Below are 23,894 nucleotides of genomic sequence, written 5' to 3' on the forward strand. Positions count from 1 at the left end.
ATCGGGTGCAAATTAACATGCCTTATATCAGAGGTCGCAATGGCAGAATTATCTCGATTAGAGATTCGGGCGCTCCAGGTCTTCGAGGCTGTCGCGGCTGAAGGAAGCCTATCCGCCGCGGCGTCGAGGCTTGGCGTCACGCAGTCGGCCGTCTCCCAGACGATTGCTCAGATCGAAGAGATTCTGGGGACGAAAGTGCTGGACCGCAGTCGTCGTCCGATTCGACTTACTTCCGCCGGGATCGCATTGAGGAGAGACGCGCATTCGGTCGTGGAGGAAATGAATCGGCTGCTCGCGAATGCCCGAGAAGCCGATGCGGCGAATCGCCCCGAAATCAGAGTCGGCATGATCGACTCGTATGCGGCCACGGTCGGACCGGCGGTAGTGAAAGAGGCGATTCGCCAGGGCCATCAGGTCGTCTTATGGGCGGGCCTCGCATACCGTCACTCACAGGCTCTTTTGCAGCGGCAGTTGGACCTCATCGTGACTTCCGACGCATTGGAAGATATGGATCGGCTGGTTCGACGTCCCTTGTTCAGCGAACCGTTTTTGGTTGTTTTGCCCGCCGGGCGAAAGGAGAAAATTCGAGAAGGCGTGATTGCCGATATCGCGCGCCAACTGCCATTAGTACGCTTCAGCACGAGTTCGCACTATGGCGCGTTGACGGAACGCTATCTGAGGCGTTGTGGCATCTCGGCAAAACGCCATCTGGAGATCGACGCATCGGATGTCGTCCTGTCGATGGTTGCAGCCGACCTCGGATGGGCAATCACGACGCCCTTGGTTCTTTTGCAGAGTCGCAGTTATCTGAAGGACGTCTGCGTGCTTCCGATCATCGGCCCCCCGCTGACTCGAACCATTTATCAGGTGTCGCGCGCCGGAGAATACGAGGAAACCGCCGAGTACTTCTATCAGGCCAGTCGGCGAGTTCTGGAGAGCGCGGTATTCCCGGAGATAAAGAATTTGCTTCCGGACGTGGGCCTGAAACTCCAGTTGAGTTGATCTGTCGGAAAAGCGCATTAGATTTTGAAGGAGACGGGGCCTGATAGCGCTAGCGCGCCGTTTCATCCTGTCCATACTGGAAAGTGACTCAATGATGAATATCCAACAATCGTCTTTGGACCCAAGAGCGGCTGGCGTATCACCGGTCTACCAGCAGCGCTCCGGCTGGAACGCAATGCTGCCTGATCGGATCCAGCAACCACGGCGCGCCCGATCGCGCTACGCAACCATCATCATCGGGGGCGGTTATACCGGTCTCGCAGCGGCCCGGCGCATCGCCGAGTTACGGCCGAACGACGATATCCTGGTGATCGAGGCATCGACGATCGGCGAGGGATCGGCGGGAAGGAATTCGGGGTTCGTCATCGATCTTCCTCACAACACGAAAATGGGCGGACATACGAGTCCGCTGGAAGTGGCGCGCAAGCAGATCCGTATGTACGACGACGGAAAAAAATGGCTCGAACGGTTGGTGCGTGAACATCACATCGAATGCGGATGGAATCCGGCGGGCAAGTACCATGCGGCCGCGGGCGACAAAGGGGTTGCTAGCTTGCGCGCAGTTCTCGATCAATACAAGGAATGGGGTATAGCGTTCACCGAGTTCGATCGTGAAGGCTTGAACGATAAACTTGGTACACCGTATTATCGATATGGGTTTCATTCTCTCAATAACGTATTCGTTCAACCCGCAGCCCTCATTCGAGGTCTGGCTGATTCGCTGCCGGCGAACGTGACCGTCCTGGAAGGCGAGCCTGTCTTCGCCCTCGAAGAGTCGACACCTTTCGTCGTCAGGACGGTGAACGGCGAGTACACGTCCGATCGCGTCATCATTGCCAACAACGGCTTCGCCAAGCAACTCGGCGTTCTTCGTGATCGTCTTTTCACGATCTTCACCTATGCGGCCGTCACCCCCCGGCTATCCGACACTGAACTCGCCAAGCTGGGTGATTCGAAGGAATGGGGCGTCATTCCGGCAAACAGGCTCGGTACCACCTTGCGCCGCATTCAAGACGGCAGGCTGATGGTGAGAAGCGCCTATTCCTACGAGCGGGAACAAGCACCGGAAAAAACGCGCGAGCTATTGACCGATTGCTACAAGCGTCGGTATCCACAGATGAACTCGCACGAGTTCGAGTTCATGTGGGGCGGCACGACCGCGTTGACTCGCAACGGAGCGTCTTTCTTCGGCGAACTTCGTCCTGGCCTTTTTGCGTCGGTCGGTTGCAACGGGGCCGGTGTTTTGAAAGGCAGCGTGTTCGGAAAATTGCTGGGTGAGATGGTGATGGGTGTCGATTCCGACGCTCTGACCGACGTCCTCGGCTTCGAAGGGCCAACGTGGCTGCCGCCCGATCCAATCCGGAAGGTCGCGGTTACATCGGCAATCAGATATCAGGCCGCGGTAGCGGGCCCGGAACGTTAAATTTTGGCGGAGGAAGCAGTGTCTATTATCGAGCGTAGCCGCGTAAGCAAGCGGATGTCACAAGTGACACGGCATGGCAACATACTGTATCTCGCAGGCCAGGTTGCAAGCGACGTGGAACAGGATATGACGGGACAAACCCGTCAGGTACTGGAATCCGTTGATGAATTGCTCAAGGAACACAACTCCGACCGGTCCCGGATTCTCTTTTGCCAGATCTTCCTCTCGGATATGTCGCAGTTCCAGGCGATGAACGCGGTTTGGGATGACTGGGTGAGCGCGGGTCAAGCACCTCCGCGAGCGACCGTGGGCGCGACTTTGGCTTCACCGAAGAAGCTGATCGAAATCGTGGTGACGGCGGCAACCTCAGCCTAAGGAGCAGAGGCCATTTCCATCTGCATCGTTCCGATCGCGAATCAGCCAACGACCTAATCAATTTTGCTATTCGGCCTCGACGCGCCTGTACGGACAGGCTTGCCAATTTCGAGGCTTAAAGTATGAGCACAAAGGAGACAGCGTGAATAAACCAGTACTCATGGAAGATTTGCCTCTGCGCAGATTCCATCTTCGCGTAGCATTTGCAGGAACCGGCGGCGTATTCAGTGACGGTTTCGTCCTCGGTATTGTCGGAATCGCGGTGAGCATTGCCGCCGTACCTCTGCACCTCAGCGCATTCTGGGTGGGCCTGCTGGGTGCCGCCTCTCTGATCGGCCTCTTTTTAGGCAGCCTGCTAGCCGGTCCGCTGGCTGACCGATTCGGCCGTCGATGGATATTCGGCTACGACATGGTGCTGTTTGCCGTCGTATCCGGCGCGCAGTATTTCGCGACCTCGCCGACAGAACTTTTCATATTCCGGATTTTGCTAGGTGTTATTCTCGGTGCCGATTACGTCGTCGGCAAAGCACTGATCGTCGAGTACGTGCCCCGCCGCTATCGTGGAAGACTTCTCAGCACGCTTTCCATCGCCTGGGCGTCTGGATACGTAAGCGCGTATATCGTCGGACTCTTGCTGAAAGACGTGGCGCCCGACTCGTGGCGATTGATGCTCGCGCTGAGCGGCGTGCCGGCGCTTCTGATCTTCCCGTTCCGGCTCGGGATACCGGAGTCTCCACTCTGGCTGATCAAGAAGTCTCGCGCGGCGGAAGCGGCGAGCATCATCCTGAAGAAGTTCGGCGAAAACGTGGCGGCCGGCGTTGCACCGGGCAGCCATGTCGCCAGCAAGCCCGCACGTTTCAGCACCTTGTTCTCTGCTCGTCTGCGACGGAACACGTTTGTCGGATGCGTCTTCTTCACCTGCCAGGTAATCCCGTATTTTGCGTTGGGGACATTCACCCCCAAGGTTCTGGAATCGCTCAACGTCCATAACAATTACCTGGGAGCGGTGGTTTATAACGTCTTGCTTATCGTGGGATCGTTGATCGGCCTTACGATCATCGACCGGATTCCGCGTCGCGTCTTCTTGACGGGATCGTTTTATCTGTGCGCCGCGATTTTATTCGCGCTGGCCTCATATAGCCAAAGCACGATCGTAACCGTGCTTCTCTTCGGGTTTTTCGCCTGCGTGCTTTCCGGCGCTGCCAACCTGGAGTATGTCTACACACCGGAACTTTTTCCTACCGAATTGCGCGCATCGGGTGTGGGTGTCGTCATTGCATGCAGTCGGCTGGGATCGGCAGCGGCAACGTTCCTTCTGCCCATTTCGGTTCAGCAGTTTGGCATTCGAGAGTCGCTGTTCTTCTGCGTGGGAACGCTGATCATTGGGGGGATCGTCTGCCAGTTGTTCGCTCCAGAGACGCGCAACGTGGGCATGACGTCTGAACCGGAGCCCGTGGACAACCACGGACATATCGCACTGAAGGCTCGCGCGGAAAAGCAATAACTCGCGTGATTCGCCGAGGTGTGTCACGTCACCTGTCGTCTGATGTCGGCGCCCGACCGATGTGGAAAAAGGAATCGATCGACGTCGCAGGATCGCGCTACAGTCGGATGATTCCGGCCGCATTACTCGTGGCGCCGATGGTGCGCTCGTGGGTGCCGCACGCGTTGTCCATACCCGTGCGGAGTCATGCGTTGAGCAATTGGCTGTCCAGATGCCTTTTCGCCGACCCAGATGCATGCGTGCGGCGGCAGATGGTTGCGCAGATCGATCAGGCCACTCGCGGCGGACTGCGCTGATAGCTCCGCCGTGAAAGAAAGCGCGACGATTTCGACGTTATGCGCCGTCACCGCATCGACGATATCGTGCAGCGGCGTGTGCAGGCCCAGTTGCACGCATTCGCAGTCGCAGAGCGTGACTTTCGCTTAGGCTATCTGAATGCCGAGGCCGTGTCCTTCGCCCGAGCGCGTCGTGAGCAGCACGCGCGGACGGACCCCACGCCCGCGCACGGCTTCGGAAAGCGGGTGCATCGTGGATTGAAGCACCTCACTGCAGCATGTCGATCGACTGGCCGCATACACGCGACGTGAACGATCTTACAAACGTGTAGGAACGCTTAGGGAAAGCACATGTTGAAGTGCGCAAGCCCGCCGTTCAGCACTAGGGCGCCAATTTCGTACGAGCCGGTCGTTGCGCCTTCGTAGAGCATCGTTCCGTTGGCTCCAGTGGCGACAGCGCTAGTGCAGTTCTGGAAGAAGGAGGCTTGGCACGGGTAGGGACCAAAGATCTGGTGACCCACTTTGGCCGCGGTTCCTGAAGTTCCGCTCACGATCGGGCAGGAGCACACGATCTGGTCTTGTCCGAGTCGGCCGAGGCCTGGGAACGATTGGCCTCGCGTGCTCGCGAAGCAGACGCCGCCGTCGCAAGAGGCAAAGGCGCCGGAGTTTGACGTTGGGGGGCAGAAGTAGAGCGCTTGGTCTCCAGATTGCCCGACGCTCGAGGGGGGCACGCTGAAGGTGCTCACCACATAACCGTTGCTGGAGCCCTTACCGTTGAAGGTGCAAACGTCCCCGCCGGGGTATGACAATTTGCGGCTGATGCTGTTGCCAAACAGCAAATTGCATCGGCAATAGGCGACGTTGTTGTAGACGAAGCACTGGACACCGGTGCATAGCGCGTACTCCTGGTTGCGGCAGATCGAGAGTCCCGTCTGCGCCGAGGCGGCCGCGATATCGGCTTCGACCCCACCAGGGGTCGAGGCGGTGGGAGCCGTGGAAGTGGTGCTGCTCGCGGCCCAACTTTTTTTCCACCCGATCGAGGTCAGGAGCGCTCCCAATAGGCCACCGCTTACCAGTTGCAGAGTTTTGCGTCGGCTCGGTCTGCGCGCGACGGCTTTGGTCCATTCATCGAATTGATTTTCCACTGCGTGTGGGTCGGCCGGGCGGGTTTTCATGGCGGCTTCCTGACATCTGTGGGCATTGAGTTCTGGAGGCTACTCGCGCAATGACAAAGGACCTTCAGGGTAGAGTTGAAGAGACGCTCGGGCTGGCCGCTAAGGCCAGAATGGCATCAGAGCCCTCTGCCACGTCCGATCCCAGTATCCCACGCTCATCGATAAGGTAGCCCACCGGCGTAGCGAACGTGGCATAGAGAAGTGAGACCTCCCAGTTCCTCTGCAGCACCACCAGGAACGTCAACCCCAGCTTGGCCACCTTCTGCCGATTGATTTCTGCGTCCTGCCGGCTGACCATGAGGACCAGCAGGTCTTTCCGCTCACGATTCACGCGTTCCAGGTGCGGGGCCAGGAGCTCGCAGGGGCCACAGCCGGGGTCGGTAAAGACAAGCAACACTCGCTGGCCGCGGAAATTCTCAAGGGCCAGTTCATTTCCATCCAGGCTTGGCAAACGGAAATTCGGCGCAGGCGTTCCGGCTTTAAGCCCGCTGCGGTTGAGACGGCTTTTGTCCAAGGGTATGTTTCCCCGAGCGGCCGGCTTGGACGGTCCTTCGTGGCCCGATTCCGGCGCGGCTTGAGGCGTTGGGGACGTGGCTAACGCCATTAAGGCCGCCGCGCCCATGGCCAACTCGCTGGCGAGGACTCCCGTCTCGTCGAGGAGGTAGCCCACCGGCGTGCCGTGGGCCTGGTATTGCGCAGCCACTTCCATATCCTTCTCCAGCAGCACCGGGAAGCCGATGCCGTGCGTTTGGAAGAGTTGGCGGTTTGCCTCGGATTCACCCGTGCTTATCACCAACAGCGCCGGCTTGCCATTTTGGCCCTCAGATGCGAAGGCCGCCAGTTCCGGCACCATGCTCGTGCAGAATCTGCAGGCGGGATTGAAGAAGATCAGCAAGACAGGACGTCCTCGAAACTCTGAGAGCCGGCGAAGAGCCCCCGAAAGGTCAGGCAATTCGAAGTCGGGAGCCATCGAGCCCAATGGGAGGCCGCTTAGAGCAGTCGATGCAGGGACGAGCGGCTCAGCCGGTCCGCCCGCAAACCCTTGCTCGAGCCGCGCTAAGCTCAACAAGATGCGCCCGTGTTGACGCACCAGCTGATAGCCGAGCCAGCAGCCAAAGACAATCAGTAACCAGGGCAAGGCTAAAGCGAAGACCAAGAGTGTCGTCATGGAAAACTCATGCGTGGCTTCCGACCGGTAGCTTCGGCCAGAGGAACAGGCGCAAATGAGATGGTAATAGTCCCAGGAAGCTATGTCTGTCAAGCCTTTGCGCTGGCTGTTTAGGTCTAGCTCAAAACCATCTAACTTTTCGACCGTTTAGCCGCCGTCCAGCGCATAGGTGATCTCCTTGCCGATGTGCCAGGCAACAGATGAAAGTAGGCCCTGATCCAACCGGCAGCAGTGACTCGACACGCAGTTGCGCACGCTCGTGCCGCCTGCATGTGGTTGATATGGAGCGGCATCTGCCGACACTTCGCAAACCCGCTTCAATGCTCCACCGACATTTCAAAGCAGAATCTTTTTCATTTGCACTCTCATTCGCCGCACTCTCTCAATCCTCGCCTATTCTTCATTTACCTTGGCGCCTATGGTGGGGAGGCAATATGCAATCCGATCCAAAGATTATCGAGTATCTGAATGCCGAACTAAAAAACGAATTGACAGCTATTAACCAGTATTTTCTTCATGCCCGACTCTACAAACACTGGGGCTTCGAAGGACTAGGAAAGCACGAATACGACGAGTCGATCGAGGAGATGAAGCATGCGGACAAGTTGATCGAACGCATTTTTATGCTCGACGGCCTGCCCAATCTGCAGGATCTGGACAAGTTGCTTATCGGCGAGGACGTGCTGGAAGTGCTTCAGTGCGATCTGAAGCTGGAACAGTCGGCGCAGGCGAAATGCCGGGAGGCAATCGTCTATTGCGAGTCAGTAAAGGACTTTGTATCAAGAGAGATTTTTGTCGATATTCTGGACGACACAGAGGACCATATCGATTGGCTGGAGATTCAGATCGGTCTGGTCGATAAAGTCGGAATTGCAAACTACCAGCAGTCGGCAATGTAGCTATACCGTTACGGCGATTGCAATCTTGGGCGCGCGAGCGACCTGAGGATCGCATTGCGTGCTCCGAAACGGAACCTTCCGGCTCCATCATGATCGGCCGCAGATAGACGGCACCCATCTCACTCCCCCTTCGACGTGTTGACTTGCGCATTGGTTATCCCGCGGCGGTAGCTTCTGTCATCGCGGAAACGATAGCGATTGATACCGTCCTGCGAACCAAATGTCATATCGTACGTAATCCGAACGTTTTAAATGCCCTAGCTGACGCTTGACGATTGCCAAGGCTTATGTCCACGAACGCGGTGAATCGCCTTCGACCGAGTAGTCATGCGAACGCAGACGCGTGCCGGCCAAAGCTGAAAAAAACGCCTCGTTCTATTTCTCAGCACAGTCATTCATTCCATTACACCGGGCCGTGCTTATGTAATCTGAAGATAGGCCACAGTAATATAATGCGAATCGTTCTCATTTGTATTGACGATCAATTTCGTCGCGCGTACGATCCGAACCGAGTCGATAAGTCTGCAATCGTTTTCGATGTCGCAATCTGATTCCCCGTTCGTACAGAGAGTAGATCGATGATTAAAAAATCAATACGAAGGATGCCTTACTACATCTACTCTAACCGGCCGCTGTGCGGATCTACTGCAGCGTCGACGGCTGCTCGAATGGTGTTTGCAACTGTAATGTCCTGGGCTTCCCTGGTAAGCGGGGCGTCCGCAGCGGTCAGCCCTGACGCCACACCTGAAGCCGCTGAAGCCGACCTTCAGATTCAGGCGCAGCCGTCCAACTTCTGGACCGGCTTCTGGACTCGCGAAACGATGCTCGGCGACATGGGCGGCTTGCGTCCGTGGCTCGGCAAATACGGCGTCACGTTTCAGCTGACTGAAACGAGCGAGTACCTCGCAAATGTGCGCGGCGGCCTGGGTCGAGGCGGCGCATACGATGGCCTCACCACGGCGACCGTCGGCATCGATACACAAAAGGCGTTCGGACTGCCGGGCGGCCAGTTCAATATCAGTGCCTTGCAGATCCATGGCACCAATCTGAGCACGCGCTACCTCGGCACATTGAACACGGCGAGCGGCATTGAAGCAGAAGGCACCACGAGACTGTGGGAGTTGTGGTATCAGCAGTCATTCCTGGACAAGCGCGTCGATATCAAGATCGGTCAGCAAAGTATCGATCAGGAATTCATCACGAGTCAGTATTCCGCCACCTTCATCAACACGATGTTCGGCTGGCCTGCCCTGCCCTCGTACGACATGCCGTCAGGCGGCCCGGCGTATCCGCTCTCGGCACTCGGCGTGCGCGTGCGTGGCCAGATCACGCAGAACCTCACCGCGCTCGCCGGCGTGTTCGACGGCGATCCGATCGGCAACAATGACACCAATCTGCGTGGCACGAACTTCAACCTTCATAACGGCACGCTGTTCATCGGCGAACTGCAATATGCGATCAACCAGCCGTCCGATGGCGAGATGGTCGGCATGAACAGCAACAAGCTGCCGGGCACTTACAAGCTGGGCGTCTGGTACAACAACAACCGCTTCGACGATCAGCGTTTCGACAACACCGGCTTGTCGCTGGCCAATCCGGCGTCGACGGGCGTGCCGCAATCGCATCACGGCAATTACAGCTTCTATGCCGTCGCGGATCAGATGATCTGGCGTCCCGATCCCGACGAGCCGCGCAGCATCGGCGTGTTCACGCGGCTGATGGGCGCGCCGGGCGATCGTAATCTGGTGAGCTTCGCGGCGAATGCGGGCATCGTCATGAAGGCTCCTTTCAAAGGACGCGATGACGACAGCGTGGGTCTCGCGGTCACCTACATCAAGGTCGGCAATCACGTGCACGATCTCGATCTCGATTACCGCAATTTCCTCAACTCGCCGTATGGCGTGAGGACGCAGGAAACCACCATCGAGGCAACGTACGTCTATCAGGTCACGCCGTGGTGGACCATGCAGGCCGACGCGCAATACACGTTCAACGCGGGCGCGGGCCAGAATCCGAACGATCCGACTCAGCCGCTGCGCAACACCTTCGTGATCGGCGTGCGGGCGAACCTCACGTTCTAAACCCCAAATCGACGCGCGACATTCCACGACCCAAGCGAAGCATTCAGATCATGACGGCCACTCAAAATACGCGCGCAGCATTCACTTCGACGCGACGCATGCTCCTCGCGTTCGCGACGGTCATCGCCGCCAGCCTTCTTCCATGCGCGGCGCACGCCGAGCCGCAAGGCTTCCTCGAAACGCTGCACCGTAACACGACGCTCATCAACACGGTGCCGGACAACGGCGATCAGAACCCGTATGCGATCTTCGTCGCGCCGGTGTCGGCGGGGACGATAAAGAAGGGCGATGTGCTCATCGATAACTTCAACAACGCGGCCAATCTGCAAGGCACGGGCAGCACCATCGTCAACTATCACCCCGATACGAAAGAGATGACGCTGTTCGCGCAGATTCCGCGCGATCTGAAGGAGTGCCCGGGCGGAGTCGGTCTCTCGACGGCGATGACCATGCTCAAGTCGGGCTGGGTGATCGTCGGCAGCACGCCCAGCAACGACGGCACCACCGGCACGAAGGGCGCGGGCTGTCTCGTCGTGCTCGATTCGAGCGGGAAGATAGCGAAGGTGTGGTCGAGCCCGAACATCAACGATCCGTGGGGCAACATGGCCGTGGACGACAACGGCACGAGCGCGACGCTCTTCATCAGCATGGCGGGCTTCGGCGTGGGCAGCGCGGAAGGCAAGCCGCCCGTGTTCAAGCAGGCCACCGTGCTGAGGCTCGATCTCTACATTCCCGAGGGACAGCCGCCCGTCATCAGGAAGGAAACCGTGGTCGGCAGCGGCTTCGGCGCGCAGGCCGACAAGGGCGTGTTCCTCGTCGGCCCGACCGGGCTCTCGCTCTCGGCGGACAAGAAGCTGCTGTATGTATCGGATGCGATCGGCAACCGCATCAACGAAATCGATGACCCGCTGACGCGCGACACCAGCGCGGGCGTCGGTCGCCAGTTGACCGCCGACGGTCTGCTGCATCGTCCGCTCGCGATGGTCACCGCGCCCAACGGCCATCTGCTCGTGACCAACGCGCTCAATGGCCAGGTGGTCGAAATCATTCCCGAAAGCGGCAAGCAGCTCTATGCGCGCTGGATCGACACCGACAAGGCGCAAAGCCCTCCGGGCAACGGCGACCTGTTCGGCATCGCGATGACGCCGGAAGGCGACGGGTTCTATTACGTGCAGGACGATGTCAACACACTCGTCATCGCGAAGTGACGGGCGGGCTGGCTCGCGAAGGAAGGCAGCATCATGAACGACGATCAATCGACGCCACGCCGTCCGGGCCGGCGAGGTTTTCTGACAGCGGGCGCGGCAGCGGGACTCGCCTCGGGCGCGGGTGTTGCGCGGGCCGCGCTCACACGCACGCACGCCGACGACGCGCAACGGCAAACCGAGCCGTTCTACGGCGCGCATCAGGCGGGCATCGTAACGCCGCAGCAGAGCCACACATACATGGCGGCGTTCGACGTGAAGACTGACAATCGCGACGAACTTGAATCGCTGCTGCGCGCATGGACGATCGCCGCGGCGCGCATGGCGCGCGGCGACACGGCCGCCGCGCTGAACACGCCCGACGACAAATCCGCGCCCGATTCCGCCGATGTGCTGGGCCTCGGCGCATCGGCGCTGACGATCACGTTCGGCTTCGGCCCGGACCTCTTCAAGACGAGCGACGGAAAGGATCGCTTCGGTCTCGCATCGAAGCGTCCTGACGCGCTCGTCGATCTGCCGCGCTTCAATGGCGATCAACTCATCCCCGAGAAGACCGGTGGCGATCTGATGATCCAGGCGTGCGCGAACGATGCGCAGGTCGCGTTCCACGCGGTGCGGCAACTCGCGCGCATGGGCACGGTCGCCAACGTGACGACGATCCGCTGGGGTCAGGCAGGATTTCTGTCAGGCCCGAAGGGGCAGACGCCACGCAACCTGATGGGCTTCAAGGACGGCACCAACAATCCGGCGACGGCGCAGCCGCCGCTCATGAATCAGTTCGTCTGGTCCGACGGCGCCGACGCGCCGTGGATGAAAGGCGGCACGTACACCGTGGTGCGGCGCATCCGCATCACGCTGGAGCACTGGGACACGATGGAGCTGGGCTTTCAGGAGCAGGTCTTCGGCCGCCACAAGTACAGCGGCGCGCCCATCGGCAAGAAGAACGAGTTCGATGCAGTCGATCTCGACGCAGCCGACAAGGACGGCAATCCGACGATCGTGGAAAACTCGCACGTTCGGCTGTCGAATCACCAGAGCAACAGCGGCATGCAGATCTTGCGCCGCTCGTACTCGTACAACGACGGCACCAATTTCTATATCGAACGCTGGCCGCCGTGGCGGCAGGAAACCGAATACGACGCGGGGCTGATCTTCATCGCGCATCAGTCGGACCCGCGCACGGGCTTCATTCCGATCAACGCGAAGCTCGCGAAGTTCGACATGATGAACCAGTTCACCACGCATGTCGGCAGCGCGATATTCGCCGTGCCGCCGGGCGCGAAGGAAGGCTCTTATATCGGCGCCCAGTTGTTCGAGGCGTGAAGTCAGGCACGCGCACAAAAGCATAACTTCAAGAGGAACTCACTCCATGTCTCAATCCCGGTTCGGCCTGTTGCGGCAACTGCCGCAAGTGGTGATGTTGACGCTCTCGATCGCGGTAAGCGCGCACGCGGCGTCGATCGTCGTGTATAACGCGCAGCACGAGCAGGTCATGAACATGCTCGCGAAGGACTTCGAGCAGCAGACGGGCATCGGCGTGAAGATTCGCAATGGCGAAGGACCGGCGCTCGCGGCGCAGCTCGTCGCGGAAGGCGCGAACACGCCGGCGGACGTGTACTTCACCGAGAATTCGCCGGAGCTGATGCTGCTCGAAGAAAGAGGCCTGCTAGGCAAGGTCGATGCGGCGACGCTCTCGATCATCCCCGCGCGCTACAACTCGCCGACCGGGCAATGGGTCGGCGTCACGGCGCGTGAAAGCGTGCTCGCCTACAACACGGGCAAGATCCAGCCGTCGCAACTACCGCCATCGCTCTTCGATCTCGCGAAGCCCGAATGGAAGGGCAAGGTCGGCATCGCGCCGAGCGACGCGGATTTTCTGCCGCTGGTGAGCGCGGTGCTTGCGTTGAAGGGTCAGGAACAGACGCTGCAATGGCTCAAGGGCCTGAAGACCAACGCACAGATCTTCGACGATGACGAAGGCGTGGTCGCGGCCGTCAATCGCGGCGGCGTGACAACCGGCATCATCAATAACTATTACTGGGCCCGTCTGCATGCCGAACTCGGCGACAAGGCCACACGCAGCGCCATTTATCACTATGGCAATGGCGATGTCGGCGGCCTCGTCAACGTGTCGGGGGCGGCGATCATGAAAAATGCCCATAACGTCGATGGCGCGCAGCAGTTCCTCAAGTATCTCGTCAGCGAACGTGCGCAGGCACTGATGGCGAAAAGCCGCGTGAGCTACGAATATCCGCTGCTCGCGGGCGTCGCACCCGATCCGCTGCTCAAACCGTTCGACCGGTTGCAGCCGCCCGCACTCACGCTCGAACAGCTCGGCGACGACAGTCAGGCAGGCAAGCTCCTGCGTCAGGCCGGGCTGATCTGAAGCCGGTGAGCGAATTGATCGAGCCGGGCGAAGCGGTCTCGGCACTGGAGCCGTCCGCGAATGGCGCACCGCTGCGGACATCGAAGCGAGCGCCCCGTATCTTGCTCGCGTGTGCATCGCTCGCCGCGCTGCTCGTGCTGGCGCCGCTCGCGTTCACGTTCTGGCGCGCGAGCGCGAACGGGCTGGATGACGCAGCCGAACTGTTGTTTCGTCCGCTCGTCGGCGAGTTGCTGCTCAACACGCTGTGGATCACGCTCGGCGCGACGTTGACATCGGCGGTGATCGGCACGGCGGCGGCATGGTTCATCGAGCGCACGCGTCTGCCCGGACGACGCATCTGGGCGATGCTTGCCGCCGCGCCGCTCGCGATGCCCGCCTTCGTCTCGAGTTACGCATGGGTATCGATAAGCCTCGACTTGCAGGACTTCGCGGGCGCGTTGCTCGTGATTACGTCGGCGTATTTTCCGCTGGTGTACTTGCCTGTCGCCGCGGCCTTGCGCGGCATGGATCCCGCACTGGAGGAAAGCGCGCGGTCGCTCGGTTGCGGGCGATGCGCCGTGTTCGCACGCGTGGTGTTGCCGCAATTGCGGCCCGCTTTGCTCGGCGGCATGCTGCTCGTCGCGCTCGGCGTGCTGTCGGAGTTCGGCGCGTTCCAGATGCTGCGTTATCGCACGTTCACCACGGAAATCTACGCGGAGTACCGCACGAGTTTCGACGGCGGCGGCGCGTCGCTCGTCGCTTGTGTTTTGTTGCTGCTGTGTCTGATCGTGCTCGCGCTCGAATTCCGGCTGCGCGGACGCGCGCGTTACGAACGCGTCGATCGCGGCGCGCGCCGCGCGGCGCTGCGTTACGAACTCGGACGATGGCGCTGGCCGGTCGTCGGGGGCTTCGCCGCGCTCGTCGTCGTCACGCTGGGCGTGCCGCTCGGCATGATCGCGTTCTGGCTCACGCAGGAAGGCGCGGCGGCCGTCACGCCCGCGGAGGTGTCGCCTAAACTATTGTTCGATGCGACGATGTCTTCCGTCGGCTTCGGCCTGCTCGCGGCGGTCGTCACCGTGCTGCTGTCGTTTCCGCTCGCGCTGCTGCTCGTGCGCTATCCCGGACGCATCGCAACCGCGATGGAGCGCGTCGTCTTTCTCGCACAGGGCGTGCCGGGCCTCGTGATCGCACTGGCGATCGTGTCGCTCGCGGTGCGTGCGTTGCAACCGCTGTATCAGGGCGTGACGCTGCTGATCGCCGCCTATGCGATTCTCTTTCTGCCGCTCGCGCTCGTCAGCGTGCGCGCCGCGTTGATGCAGGCGCAACCGCGTCTGGAGGACACTGCGCGCTCACTCGGCCTCGACGTCACGCAAACGTTTCTGCGCGTGATGCTGCCGCTCGCCGGTCCGGGATTCGGCGCGGCGGCGGCGATGGTCTTCATCTCCGTCGTCACGGAACTGAACGCCACGCTGCTGCTCGCGCCGCTCGACACCCACACGCTCGCGACGCAAGTCTGGTCCGATACATCCACGCTCGCGTTCGCCGCCGCCGCGCCCTATGCGGCCTTGCTGACGCTCATCTCGTTCTGCGCGTCAGGCCTGCTTTTCGTATTGCTCGGACGTTCCGCGCTGCTCGATCCTCGACCTTCATCCAACTCATGAGCGAACTTCGCGTGCAGGGTCTGCGCAAGACCTTCGATGACCATCCCGTGCTGCATGGCGTCGATCTCACGGTTTCGCGCGGCACGCTCTTCGCGCTGCTCGGTCCCTCGGGGAGCGGCAAGACGACGCTGCTGCGCCTCTTGTGCGGCTTCGAGCGCGCGGATGGCGGCGCTATCGAAATCGACGGGCGCTGCGTAGACGGCCCCGGCCCGTTCGTGCCGACGGAGCATCGCCGCATCGGGTATGTGCCGCAGGAAGGCGCGCTGTTTCCGCATTTGTCGGTGGCGGGAAATATCGTGTTCGGGCTGCCGCGTGGCGAGCGCCGCGTGCAGCATCGGGTGGCGGAGTTGCTGGCGCTGGTCGGTTTGCCCCTCGACTATGCGCGGCGCGCGCCGCAACAGCTTTCCGGCGGGCAGCAGCAACGTGTCGCTCTGGCGCGGGCGCTCGCGCCGTCGCCCGGATTGATCCTGCTCGACGAACCGTTCTCTTCGCTCGATGCGGCCTTGCGGGTCGAGACGCGCAAGGCCGTCGCGGGCGCGCTGGCGCAGACCGGCACGACGGCCGTGCTCGTCACGCACGATCAGGCAGAGGCGCTTTCTTTGGGACAGCAAGTCGCCGTCCTCTGGAACGGCAGGCTCGTGCAGAATGCGTCTGCAGAGGAGATCTATCGACGGCCGGCGACGCGGGAACTGGCGTCGTTCGTCGGCGACGCCGTGCTGCTGCGCGGAATCGCCGAAGGCAATTTCGCGAGCTGCGCGCTCGGCAGGCTTCCGCTTTCGAGGCCTATCGAAGAAGGCGTCGTCGATGTGATGATCCGTCCCGAGCAGATCGGCCTATCATCACCGGCAGCAGTGGGGATGCACGGTGCAATCGTACTTGACGTCAAGTTCAATGGCCGTGATGCTCTGGTCCGGCTCAGACTTGAGCGGGCGGAAGACTGCCTGGTCATCGCATCCGTTCCCGGGCACGCGGTCCCGCGAGTCGGCGACCGAGTCCACCTTGCTGTCGAAGGGATGGTCATGGCTTACGCCGTAACCAAATTGCCACCGCGACATCTTCGTATCGAGCATTCAAAGGCGCAATGCTAGTCGCGCAGCGATTCCGCTGTCTGTAGCGATGTGTCGGGATCAAGCGAGCGCACGAGAGCGCGCGCTTGTAAGCGTTGCGATCGTCAATTTACCACTAGAATTTCTAGCATCGACATTGCGCGTGGCCAGTCACCGGTCTACGGATTCACGCACGTTCCGTCCAGGCCGAAGGGACATGCCATGAACCGGTTCGTCCGATAGACTTCATAATCTCGCTCGCTAAGGCGCGCAGACATGTCGCACGTGCTGGTCAAAGCTGGTGAAATGCTGATAACCCATGAGGTACGCAGAGCGCTCGCGTCCGGCCACAGCCTACCGCTTCGCAGTCCTTGGCGACGACTTGAAGCCGAACTTCGCTGCTACGAACGGCGAACGAGTCATGACGAACTGCAACTGCCGTTCAGGGTCGCGCGCCATCAACGGCCGCTTGCGAGACGGAACCGACCTCCGAGAGTCCGAACGACGACACCTTGGAGCAATGGCTCTTGGCGCCGAATCCATTCATATCCCTCGCGCAGCCACCGATTGCCTTCGTCCTGCTGGACTCGCGCTCGTGCCAAAGCAAATGACAGCCGCATCCGGGCGTGACAATGTCGAACCCGGCCTGTTAGCCGGGCCATAGCTGACATCCCGCGTCACGGCCCTTGCGGCATAGGTTGATCCTTCACGTGGGGCACATAGAGCGACCCATGGCGGCAGGATCGGTCACCCGCCGCAATGCCGCCAGCACGAATAGAAGCAAACGCGGCGTTTCCAACTGATCGATCGAACCTTACCTCGATGATTCGAAGTCTCCCCGGGTCCCTTCCAGACTGATCTGCGGCGCCAGCAGGCATGGAGAGCCGCATGGTGTGCCGTTTCCAGATGGCATCGAGCCGGGAACCTGCTCACGGCTCAGCACTCCTCTGATGACGCGGCCGTCGCGCTCGACGACGATCTGAACATCAAGTATCGCACCTGCCTGCGGCGCTCCCGGAAACTCGATGTGCATCGAGCCCGTGCAGTCACTATTTACCTGATACGTGCCGGTCTGCCCTTGCGCAAAACCGGCGGAATTGACCGCGCCCGGCCGCGCCATGCCAGTGTTCATCAGGAAGTCTTTGCGCGTGAACGAACCTCTGCCATCAAACGTCTGCACGGCTACGCCGTCGATCAACTGCGGACTCGCGTACGGGTAGATCGTTCCGCCGACAATGATGCCTACCAGCGAACCGTGAGCGGCAAAGGCGTATGTCCCTCTCAGGGTAGCGTTTGAACACTGGTGATCATCGGCGCGTGCGACGCCGGCAGAAAGCAGCAATGCGCCCGCCAAGGCCGCGTAAGCACTCGAGAATCGGTGTTTCATTTCAGTCCCCTTTGTTATCGACCTTTATCCATACTGCGGTGGCGGCGGGCGACGAACAATGGAGACGCGATGAAGAAATCATGAATGACGGGCGCTTTTCGGGCGTCGGAGGGAAGAAAACTGCCCTACTCTTAATCGAAACCGATCGCCGGCATCAGGAGGCGCCTCGTGTCGAGAAAACCATACAACCGTTCACGAACCACGACGGCCATGACTGCCCGCCAACGCTGGACCATACTGGTGGCCAGTACAGGTGGCGCACTCGAAGTCTTCGATTTCGTGATCTATGGCTTCTTCGCCCGCAACATTGGCGTCGCATTTTTCTCTCGGCACTCGGGCACATCGGGCGAGATGCTGTCTTTCATGGTGCTTGCTATCGGCTATCTGTCTAGACCTGTCGGCGGCATCCTGTTTGGCCGCCTGGGCGATCTGTATGGCCGGCGTATTGCTTTTCTGTCGTCCGCGATGATCGCCTCCGTTGCGACCTTCCTCATTGGAGTGCTTCCTACATATTCTGACTGGGGCATCGCCGCGCCGGCGCTTCTCGTGCTGTTGCGACTGATCCAGGGATTGTGTCTCGGCGGAGAGCTCCCGGGTGCGGTCGTCTACGCGGTGGAAACTGCCCGCGCGCGGCCAGGGTTTCTATGCGGCATCGTGTTCGTCGCCGTCAACCTAGCCCTGCTCCTCGCGACCTGCGTCAATCTCTTCGTGCAAAGGTCGCTCACTCCACTTCAGATGGACGACTACGGGTGGCGGCTTGGCTTTCTCATCGGCGGCATGATCGGTCTACTGAGCTTCGCGATACGCAGGCGTCTCGCCGAAACCGACGAGTACGCGCGCGCAGTCAGCGCGCGCCATGGTGAGCCCTTCAACACGCTCGTCCGTCGACATTTCACGCGTCTGGTGACGGGCACGGGCGCATGCCTTCTGGTAGGTGCGTCAAGCGGTATCTTGCTCGGTTATCTGCCAACCTATCTGCGCGGACTTCGCTATGAGCAGGCACAGATCATCGACGCGCAAATCAGGTATCTCATCGTCGTTGCGGCGTGCATCCTCGTTACATCACATCTCGGCGACCGCGTGTCCCGCCGCCAAGTGTTCAGACTCGGTACAGTTCTGTCCGCACTCTTCGCGCCTGTCTTTTTCATCGCGGTGACGAATCGTTCGTGCAGCCTGTCTGCGCTATACGTAATGGCCGGGGTCATCGCGTCGCTCGTGAACGGCACGTACGCTTGCGCGATCGCCGAGTCGTTTCCGCTCGACGTCCGGTTCAGCGGCGTCGCCACCGCGATGAATCTCGGGCTCACCCTGGCGCTCGGGCTGACACCCCTCGCGGCGCATCTTCTGGATGCGCGACTGCGCGCTTCGCCCGCGCTCGTCATGGTGGCGTGCGCGCTGCTGTCGTTCGCCGCATCGTTCGGAATGGCGCGCAACACCCCGTCGGCCGACGCAACGAATGTGAACATACGATCACCCCTGAGAGAGCGCCCATGAACACGCCTGGCCCCGCGGACATGGACGACGTCGAGCTGGACATGCGCCGCTATGAGTTGCGGCGCCGCGGCGAACCAGTCAAGCTCGAACGTTTGCCGATGGAGTTGCTTATCCTGATGGCATCACGCAATGGGCAGCTCGTCACGCGCGCGGACATCGTGCGGGCGCTGTGGGGCGCGAATGCGTACCGCGAAACCGACACGAGCATCAACACGGCCATCCGAAAGATCCGTATCGCGCTCGACGAAGATCCCGACGTCCCGCGCTATCTGATCACAGTTAAAGGCAAGGGCTACCGTCTGGAGGGCATTCGAGCATTGAAGCCGGGCGCCGAAGCCGCGCCTGCTGCTGCGCCCGCCGCTCCGATCCGCGTCCTCGTATTGCCTTTCGAGAACAACAGCGACGACCCCAGCCTGGATACGTTTTGCGCCGCGCTCGCTGACGAGACCTCCGCGAATGTCGGCATGCTCGATCCGCAGCGGATCCTGGTGATCGCGCGCACCACGGCTGCTCGCTATCAGCGGGCCAACAAGAGCATCGCCCAGATCGCCCACGAGCTCGATGTCGACTATGTGCTGGAAGGATCGCTGATGCGCGAGGGCGGACGGGTTCGCATCCTGGCGCAACTGATTCGCTCCTTCGATCAAGTGCAGCTCCTGGGCTGCGCGCACGAGCCGATGGCGAGAGGCGCGCTCGATATTCAGAAGGAGGTGGGCGCGGCGCTCGCGAAGGAAGTCTCCCCCGCGCTCGCCGAGCGGCAGCAACACAGGTTGTCACGCAGGCTGCCGATCGATCCGGCCGCGCACGACGCGTATTTGCGCGGTCGCTACTACTGGACGCGCCGCGTGCATTTCGATGCCGGCTTCGCCGCGCATCATGCGCTGAACGACGAGGACTTCATCCGTGCACACAGCTACTTCGAGACCGCCCTGGATCTCGACCCGACCTATGCACTGGGCTACGTGGGGATGTCGAACATCTACGGCTCCACGGCGACGCATGGCTTCTACGCGCCCTCGCAGGGCTATCCGAAAGCGCGCGAAGCGGCACTGCGCGCCCTGGAGCTGGACCCGAGCCTTCCCGAAGCACATCAGGCCCTCGCGGGGGTTCACTACTTCTACGACTGGGACTGGCGCCGCGCGGAAGAGGAGTTCCTCGCGGCGCTGCGTCTGAATCCGAGCCACGCTGAAACCAGCCGCCTCTATGCGCGACTGTTGCTCGTGCTCGGACGGGAGGCAGAAGGACGCGCCCAGTTTGAACTCGCGGAAAGAGTCGATCCTCTTGGATTCGAAGGTTCGCGTGTCTTCGGTCTCGTGCAATCGGGCCGCTATGACGAAGTGATTCGCGAGTATCTCAGCGCGGGACACGGCCCGAGCTCGCCGCTCATCTATCAATTGCTCGCGACCGCTTTCGAGGTCGAAGAGCATTTCGAGGAAGCGATAGACGCAACCATCGACGCGCTCACGCGCTGCAATGAATTCACCCGTGCCGAAGCGATTCGGACAGTGTGGTGTTCGGGCGGTTATAAAAAAGTCCTCGAATGGTACTTACAAGATCTGCTGGCGAGACGACGATACCGCTACACCTCGCCCTTCCTGCTCGCCGAAATGTACGCGCGGCTCGAACGGCCGGACGAAATGTTCCATTGGCTTGAAGTCGCGCTCGCGGAACGCTCGCCCCTGCTTTGCGAGCTTCGCACGAACGCGTGGTTTAGGCGTTTTCGATCGATGGGACGTTTCCGCAATGTTGAACGGCGCATCGGCCACTGACTTTCCGTGCGGCCGTTCAGTGGTGGCGAAACGTATCAGACTGCATGCGCATTTCACTCGATCGGGTCGAATCGCCAGGACTGGAATAACTTCGGTCCAGGGACGAAAGCGAACCTGCGCTCGTGACCGACGTATCACTGACGCCGCCGATATCCTTCGCGGACTGCGTTGATTGAGGTTGCTGGGACGACGAGGTGTTTTGCGCCCAAACGTGGCATGAGACGACCATCGCTGCGACAACCGTTGCGACTTTGATCATTTTCATTTCGGCTTACTCCGATTGCTGATTCGGGCACGGCTGTCGATATCAGCCGTGGACGTCGGCGCATAGAAGACGCATGACGCGGCCTTTGACTTTGCGCCTGGCAGAATCAGGATGCGCCGCACCACACACGAACACCATCGACGTAACCTGAAGAAACGCTTAAACACGCTCGGCTTATCCAGCGTCTATTGATGAGCGAACCAAATCGGCAATCCCGCGATAAAGTACATCGCGGATCCGACCTGAACCGCCCTTCAGAATTCCCAAGGCTGCCATTAAATGGATCCGGGGGCTCGATGCCGAGATATCGTCCGCGATGTCCATGGGGGTGCTATTTACAGATGTCGGCTTTTTACCCGATGGCAAGCTGGGCGAATGGGACCGACTGAAGGTTTATTTCTGGCCGTGACATAAGTTGATTAGATTAATATGAACTTTCCCACAATCTGTCCAAGCGCCAAACCGCGCAGGCACGCTCTCTGCGCGGTCATCACAGCTACCGCTTAGCCCCGACTCCCCGCAAACCCACCAAAAAACGCTCGCGCATTCGCTTCAAGACTCTCGAGGTGATACCCACCTTCCTGCACGATCACCGAAGGCAAACCCAGCGCGCCGATCGCCGAGCCAAGCCGCCCGAATCCCTCGGTCGTCACCGCTACCTGCGCCTGCGGATCGTCCTTGTAGATATCGAACCCAAGCGCCAGCACGAGCGCATCCGGTTCGAAGCGTCTCAGCACGCCCAATGCATCGTCGAGTTTTTCGAAGAACACCGCTTCGGACGAGCCATGCGGCATCGGCAGATTGACGTTGAAACCGTCGCCCGCGCCCGTGCCGCGTTCCTCTTCATAACCCGCGACCACGGGATAGAAATTCGTCGGATCGCCGTGGATCGAGATATACAGCACGTCATCGCGTCCATAGAAAATCTCCTGCACGCCTTGCCCATGATGCATGTCAGTGTCGAGGATCGCGACGCGCCCGAACCTGCGCCGCAATGCCTGCGCCGCAATCGCGGCATTGTTGAGATAGCAGAACCCGCCCGCCGCATCGGCGCGCGCGTGATGTCCGGGCGGACGGCACAGCGCATAAGTCTCGCGCGCGCCATCATTGACAGCCGACGCGGCCGCCACCGCACTTTGCGCCGACCAGTAAGCCGAACGCCACGTATTCGCGCCCACCGGACAGCTTCCATCCGCGAGATATCGCGCTGCCTTCGCAAGCACCCCGCGCAATGGATTCGGATCGCGCACATAGACATTCGACATCACTTCATCGCCCCAGTCGTCGGGCATCTTCTTCCATTCGCGATGCCCCTCTTCAAGAAAGCGCAGATAGTTCATGTCGTGCACGGCGGCGATCGCAGACATGCCATGATCCTTCGGCTCGATCACATCGAAATCGAGCGACTTCGCCGCCGCGACGAGCCGCGCCGCGCGCTCGGGCACTTCCTGCGGCGCGCGCATCTGTCCGCGCGAAAGATAGCTGCGCGGATGATGCAGCAATTGTTCTGGGTGAAAATACGTTTTCATTCGAATTCCTCTATTATGCATTCACAGCGGCCACGATGCCCGCACGCGCGAGCACGGCATTGAGCAGCACGTTCGCGCCGCGCGTCACGTCTTCGGGCAAGGCATCTTCGGCTTCGTTGTGCGAAAGCCCGTCGACGCACGGAATGAACACCATCGCCGTCGGGCAATGGCGCGCGAGATGAATCGCGTCGTGACCCGCGCCGCTCACGATGCGTTCGTTCGAATAGCCCAACGCATCGACGGCCTGCGCGACGAGCGCAACGCATTGCGCATCGAACGGCGTCGCGGGACTGCGCCAGTACGTATCGACGGATACCTCCACGCCGCGCGCCGTCGCAACGCCGGCGAACGCGTCTCGCAGATCGCGCTCCATCGCATCGACTTCGCTGTCGTCGTGATGACGCAGATCGACGGTGAACGCCACTTCCCCCGCGATCGTATTGCGCGATGCATTCGCGATGCCGATCTGCCCGATCGTCACGAGCCCGCGCGGCGCATAGCGCTCGACGATGCGCTCCAGTTCCGCCGCCATCTGCGCCGCCGCGAAAAGCGCATCCTTGCGATAAGGCATCGGCGTGGTGCCCGCATGCGCCGCGACGCCGGTGACGGTGACATCGAGCCAACGGATCGCCTGGCCGCCCGTCACGACGCCGATGGTCGTGCCGTTCGCTTCGAGTATCGGTCCCTGCTCGATGTGCGCCTCGAAATACGAATCGACGGTCTGGCCGCACACGGCGCGCGTGCCGCGATAACCGCTTTGCGTGAGCGCATCGGCGAGCGTCACGCCCTGCGCGTCCTGCTTGGCGAGCGCATCGGCAAGCGGCGTGACGCCGGTGAATACCGCCGATCCGAGCATCGCCGGCGTGAAGCGCGCGCCTTCTTCATTCGTCCACGAGACGATTTCGATCGGCTTCTCCGTCACGATGCCCGCATCGTTCAGCGCGCGCACGAGTTCGAGCGCGGCGAGCACACCGTACACGCCGTCGAAGCGCCCTCCTTCGGGCTGCGTGTCGAGATGACTGCCGATCAGAACCGGCGCCGCATCCTCTCTCGTACCTTCGCGGCGCGCGAACAGATTGCCGATCTCATCGACGGACACCGTCATGTCCGCGTCGCGGCACCATTGCGCGAAGAGTGCGCGGCCGCGCGCGTCGTCGTCTGTGAGCGCGAGACGGCGCACGCCGCCCTTGTTCGTCGCGCCGATCCGCGCCATATCCATGAGGCTTTGCCAGAGTCGTGTGCCGTCGATTTCGATCAAGTTTTTCATGTTC

19 protein-coding genes are annotated in these 23,894 nt (G+C 60.8%); 13 read left to right on the forward strand and 6 right to left on the reverse strand.

What is annotated here, in order from left to right; all coding sequences use genetic code 11:
* Positions 1 to 39: 39 nt before the first annotated feature.
* The 4 genes from AWB80_RS28530 (at position 40) to AWB80_RS28545 (ending at position 4,304) form a co-directional block, all read left to right on the forward strand.
* Complete coding sequence (locus AWB80_RS28530; protein WP_061178036.1) at positions 40 to 1,002, forward strand: LysR family transcriptional regulator; 963 nt, start codon at positions 40 to 42, stop codon at positions 1,000 to 1,002.
* A 91-nt stretch (positions 1,003 to 1,093) separates the two neighbouring features.
* Positions 1,094 to 2,425 (forward strand): NAD(P)/FAD-dependent oxidoreductase, encoded by a 1,332-nt coding sequence (locus tag AWB80_RS28535; protein WP_244206769.1) that lies wholly within the window; start codon positions 1,094 to 1,096, stop codon positions 2,423 to 2,425.
* An 18-nt stretch (positions 2,426 to 2,443) separates the two neighbouring features.
* The gene (locus AWB80_RS28540; protein ID WP_087131661.1) at positions 2,444 to 2,800 is read left to right on the forward strand and encodes a RidA family protein; all 357 of its coding nucleotides are present in this window, start codon (positions 2,444 to 2,446) and stop codon (positions 2,798 to 2,800) included.
* A 142-nt stretch (positions 2,801 to 2,942) separates the two neighbouring features.
* Positions 2,943 to 4,304 (forward strand): MFS transporter, encoded by a 1,362-nt coding sequence (locus AWB80_RS28545; protein ID WP_208635697.1) that lies wholly within the window; start codon positions 2,943 to 2,945, stop codon positions 4,302 to 4,304.
* Positions 4,305 to 4,917: 613 nt separating this feature from the next.
* Here AWB80_RS28545 and AWB80_RS28555 read toward each other — a convergent pair.
* Together AWB80_RS28555 and AWB80_RS28560 are read right to left on the reverse strand one after the other, a co-directional pair.
* Positions 4,918 to 5,754, reverse strand: a complete 837-nt coding sequence (locus tag AWB80_RS28555) for a hypothetical protein (RefSeq protein ID WP_061178040.1) — start codon at positions 5,752 to 5,754, stop codon at positions 4,918 to 4,920.
* Between the two features lie 64 nt (positions 5,755 to 5,818).
* A complete protein-coding gene (locus AWB80_RS28560; protein WP_061178041.1) occupies positions 5,819 to 6,922 on the reverse strand; it encodes a peroxiredoxin family protein in 1,104 nt (367 codons plus the stop codon).
* A 434-nt stretch (positions 6,923 to 7,356) separates the two neighbouring features.
* Between AWB80_RS28560 and bfr the strand changes: the two genes are divergently transcribed.
* The 7 genes from bfr (at position 7,357) to AWB80_RS28595 (ending at position 16,221) form a co-directional block, all read left to right on the forward strand.
* Positions 7,357 to 7,821 carry a bacterioferritin gene (bfr, locus tag AWB80_RS28565; protein WP_061178042.1) on the forward strand — a complete coding sequence of 155 codons (465 nt, stop codon included), beginning with the start codon at positions 7,357 to 7,359 and terminating at the stop codon, positions 7,819 to 7,821.
* Between the two features lie 686 nt (positions 7,822 to 8,507).
* Positions 8,508 to 9,902 (forward strand): carbohydrate porin, encoded by a 1,395-nt coding sequence (locus AWB80_RS28570; protein WP_425266894.1) that lies wholly within the window; start codon positions 8,508 to 8,510, stop codon positions 9,900 to 9,902.
* A gap of 98 nt (positions 9,903 to 10,000) precedes the next feature.
* A complete protein-coding gene (locus AWB80_RS28575; protein ID WP_061178043.1) occupies positions 10,001 to 11,110 on the forward strand; it encodes an NHL repeat-containing protein in 1,110 nt (369 codons plus the stop codon).
* Positions 11,111 to 11,143: 33 nt separating this feature from the next.
* Complete coding sequence (efeB, locus tag AWB80_RS28580) at positions 11,144 to 12,430, forward strand: iron uptake transporter deferrochelatase/peroxidase subunit (protein ID WP_061178044.1); 1,287 nt, start codon at positions 11,144 to 11,146, stop codon at positions 12,428 to 12,430.
* A 46-nt stretch (positions 12,431 to 12,476) separates the two neighbouring features.
* Positions 12,477 to 13,493, forward strand: coding sequence for an iron ABC transporter substrate-binding protein (locus AWB80_RS28585; protein WP_061178045.1), 1,017 nt, complete (start codon positions 12,477 to 12,479; stop codon positions 13,491 to 13,493).
* 14 nt (positions 13,494 to 13,507) lie between these two features.
* Positions 13,508 to 15,133 (forward strand): ABC transporter permease, encoded by a 1,626-nt coding sequence (locus AWB80_RS28590; protein WP_425266897.1) that lies wholly within the window; start codon positions 13,508 to 13,510, stop codon positions 15,131 to 15,133.
* The gene (locus tag AWB80_RS28595; RefSeq protein ID WP_061178047.1) at positions 15,130 to 16,221 is read left to right on the forward strand and encodes an ABC transporter ATP-binding protein; all 1,092 of its coding nucleotides are present in this window, start codon (positions 15,130 to 15,132) and stop codon (positions 16,219 to 16,221) included. The genes AWB80_RS28590 and AWB80_RS28595 overlap by 4 nt, the downstream gene beginning before the upstream one ends.
* Before the next feature lie 772 nt (positions 16,222 to 16,993).
* Here the strand turns inward: AWB80_RS28595 and AWB80_RS28600 are convergent.
* Positions 16,994 to 17,566 carry a hypothetical protein gene (locus AWB80_RS28600; RefSeq protein ID WP_061178048.1) on the reverse strand — a complete coding sequence of 191 codons (573 nt, stop codon included), beginning with the start codon at positions 17,564 to 17,566 and terminating at the stop codon, positions 16,994 to 16,996.
* Positions 17,567 to 17,776: 210 nt separating this feature from the next.
* On the opposite strand from AWB80_RS28600, the gene AWB80_RS28605 reads away from it, so the two are divergent.
* Entirely contained in the window at positions 17,777 to 19,060 is a 1,284-nt protein-coding gene (locus tag AWB80_RS28605; RefSeq protein ID WP_087131657.1) for an MFS transporter, read from the forward strand.
* Positions 19,061 to 19,101: 41 nt separating this feature from the next.
* Complete coding sequence (locus tag AWB80_RS28610) at positions 19,102 to 20,829, forward strand: winged helix-turn-helix domain-containing protein (RefSeq protein WP_244206773.1); 1,728 nt, start codon at positions 19,102 to 19,104, stop codon at positions 20,827 to 20,829.
* Between the two features lie 16 nt (positions 20,830 to 20,845).
* Here the strand turns inward: AWB80_RS28610 and AWB80_RS43515 are convergent, their stop codons facing one another.
* From AWB80_RS43515 to AWB80_RS28620, 3 genes are all read right to left on the reverse strand, one after another.
* A complete protein-coding gene (locus AWB80_RS43515) occupies positions 20,846 to 21,094 on the reverse strand; it encodes a hypothetical protein (RefSeq protein WP_143328149.1) in 249 nt (82 codons plus the stop codon).
* Positions 21,095 to 21,597: 503 nt separating this feature from the next.
* Positions 21,598 to 22,623 carry a histone deacetylase family protein gene (locus AWB80_RS28615; protein ID WP_061178050.1) on the reverse strand — a complete coding sequence of 342 codons (1,026 nt, stop codon included), beginning with the start codon at positions 22,621 to 22,623 and terminating at the stop codon, positions 21,598 to 21,600.
* A 13-nt stretch (positions 22,624 to 22,636) separates the two neighbouring features.
* Positions 22,637 to 23,890 carry a Zn-dependent hydrolase gene (locus AWB80_RS28620; protein WP_061178051.1) on the reverse strand — a complete coding sequence of 418 codons (1,254 nt, stop codon included), beginning with the start codon at positions 23,888 to 23,890 and terminating at the stop codon, positions 22,637 to 22,639.
* Positions 23,891 to 23,894: the final 4 nt, after the last annotated feature.

It is taken from the genome of Caballeronia pedi, assembly GCF_001544915.2.
GTDB classification, from domain to species: domain Bacteria; phylum Pseudomonadota; class Gammaproteobacteria; order Burkholderiales; family Burkholderiaceae; genus Caballeronia; species Caballeronia pedi.

Coding starts and splice junctions, on each gene's coding strand:
- AWB80_RS28530 (WP_061178036.1), top strand. CDS start 40: ATGGCAGAATTATCTCGATTAGAGATTCGGGCGCTCCAGGTCTTCGAG.
- AWB80_RS28555 (WP_061178040.1), bottom strand. CDS start 5,754: ATGAAAACCCGCCCGGCCGACCCACACGCAGTGGAAAATCAATTCGAT.
- AWB80_RS28600 (WP_061178048.1), bottom strand. CDS start 17,566: ATGAAACACCGATTCTCGAGTGCTTACGCGGCCTTGGCGGGCGCATTG.
- AWB80_RS28615 (WP_061178050.1), bottom strand. CDS start 22,623: ATGAAAACGTATTTTCACCCAGAACAATTGCTGCATCATCCGCGCAGC.
- AWB80_RS28535 (WP_244206769.1), top strand. CDS start 1,094: ATGATGAATATCCAACAATCGTCTTTGGACCCAAGAGCGGCTGGCGTA.
- AWB80_RS28605 (WP_087131657.1), top strand. CDS start 17,777: ATGACTGCCCGCCAACGCTGGACCATACTGGTGGCCAGTACAGGTGGC.
- AWB80_RS28575 (WP_061178043.1), top strand. CDS start 10,001: ATGCTCCTCGCGTTCGCGACGGTCATCGCCGCCAGCCTTCTTCCATGC.
- AWB80_RS43515 (WP_143328149.1), bottom strand. CDS start 21,094: ATGAAAATGATCAAAGTCGCAACGGTTGTCGCAGCGATGGTCGTCTCA.
- bfr (WP_061178042.1), top strand. CDS start 7,357: ATGCAATCCGATCCAAAGATTATCGAGTATCTGAATGCCGAACTAAAA.
- AWB80_RS28585 (WP_061178045.1), top strand. CDS start 12,477: ATGTCTCAATCCCGGTTCGGCCTGTTGCGGCAACTGCCGCAAGTGGTG.
- efeB (WP_061178044.1), top strand. CDS start 11,144: ATGAACGACGATCAATCGACGCCACGCCGTCCGGGCCGGCGAGGTTTT.
- AWB80_RS28570 (WP_425266894.1), top strand. CDS start 8,508: ATGTCCTGGGCTTCCCTGGTAAGCGGGGCGTCCGCAGCGGTCAGCCCT.
- AWB80_RS28595 (WP_061178047.1), top strand. CDS start 15,130: ATGAGCGAACTTCGCGTGCAGGGTCTGCGCAAGACCTTCGATGACCAT.
- AWB80_RS28620 (WP_061178051.1), bottom strand. CDS start 23,890: ATGAAAAACTTGATCGAAATCGACGGCACACGACTCTGGCAAAGCCTC.
- AWB80_RS28610 (WP_244206773.1), top strand. CDS start 19,102: ATGCGCCGCTATGAGTTGCGGCGCCGCGGCGAACCAGTCAAGCTCGAA.
- AWB80_RS28560 (WP_061178041.1), bottom strand. CDS start 6,922: ATGACGACACTCTTGGTCTTCGCTTTAGCCTTGCCCTGGTTACTGATT.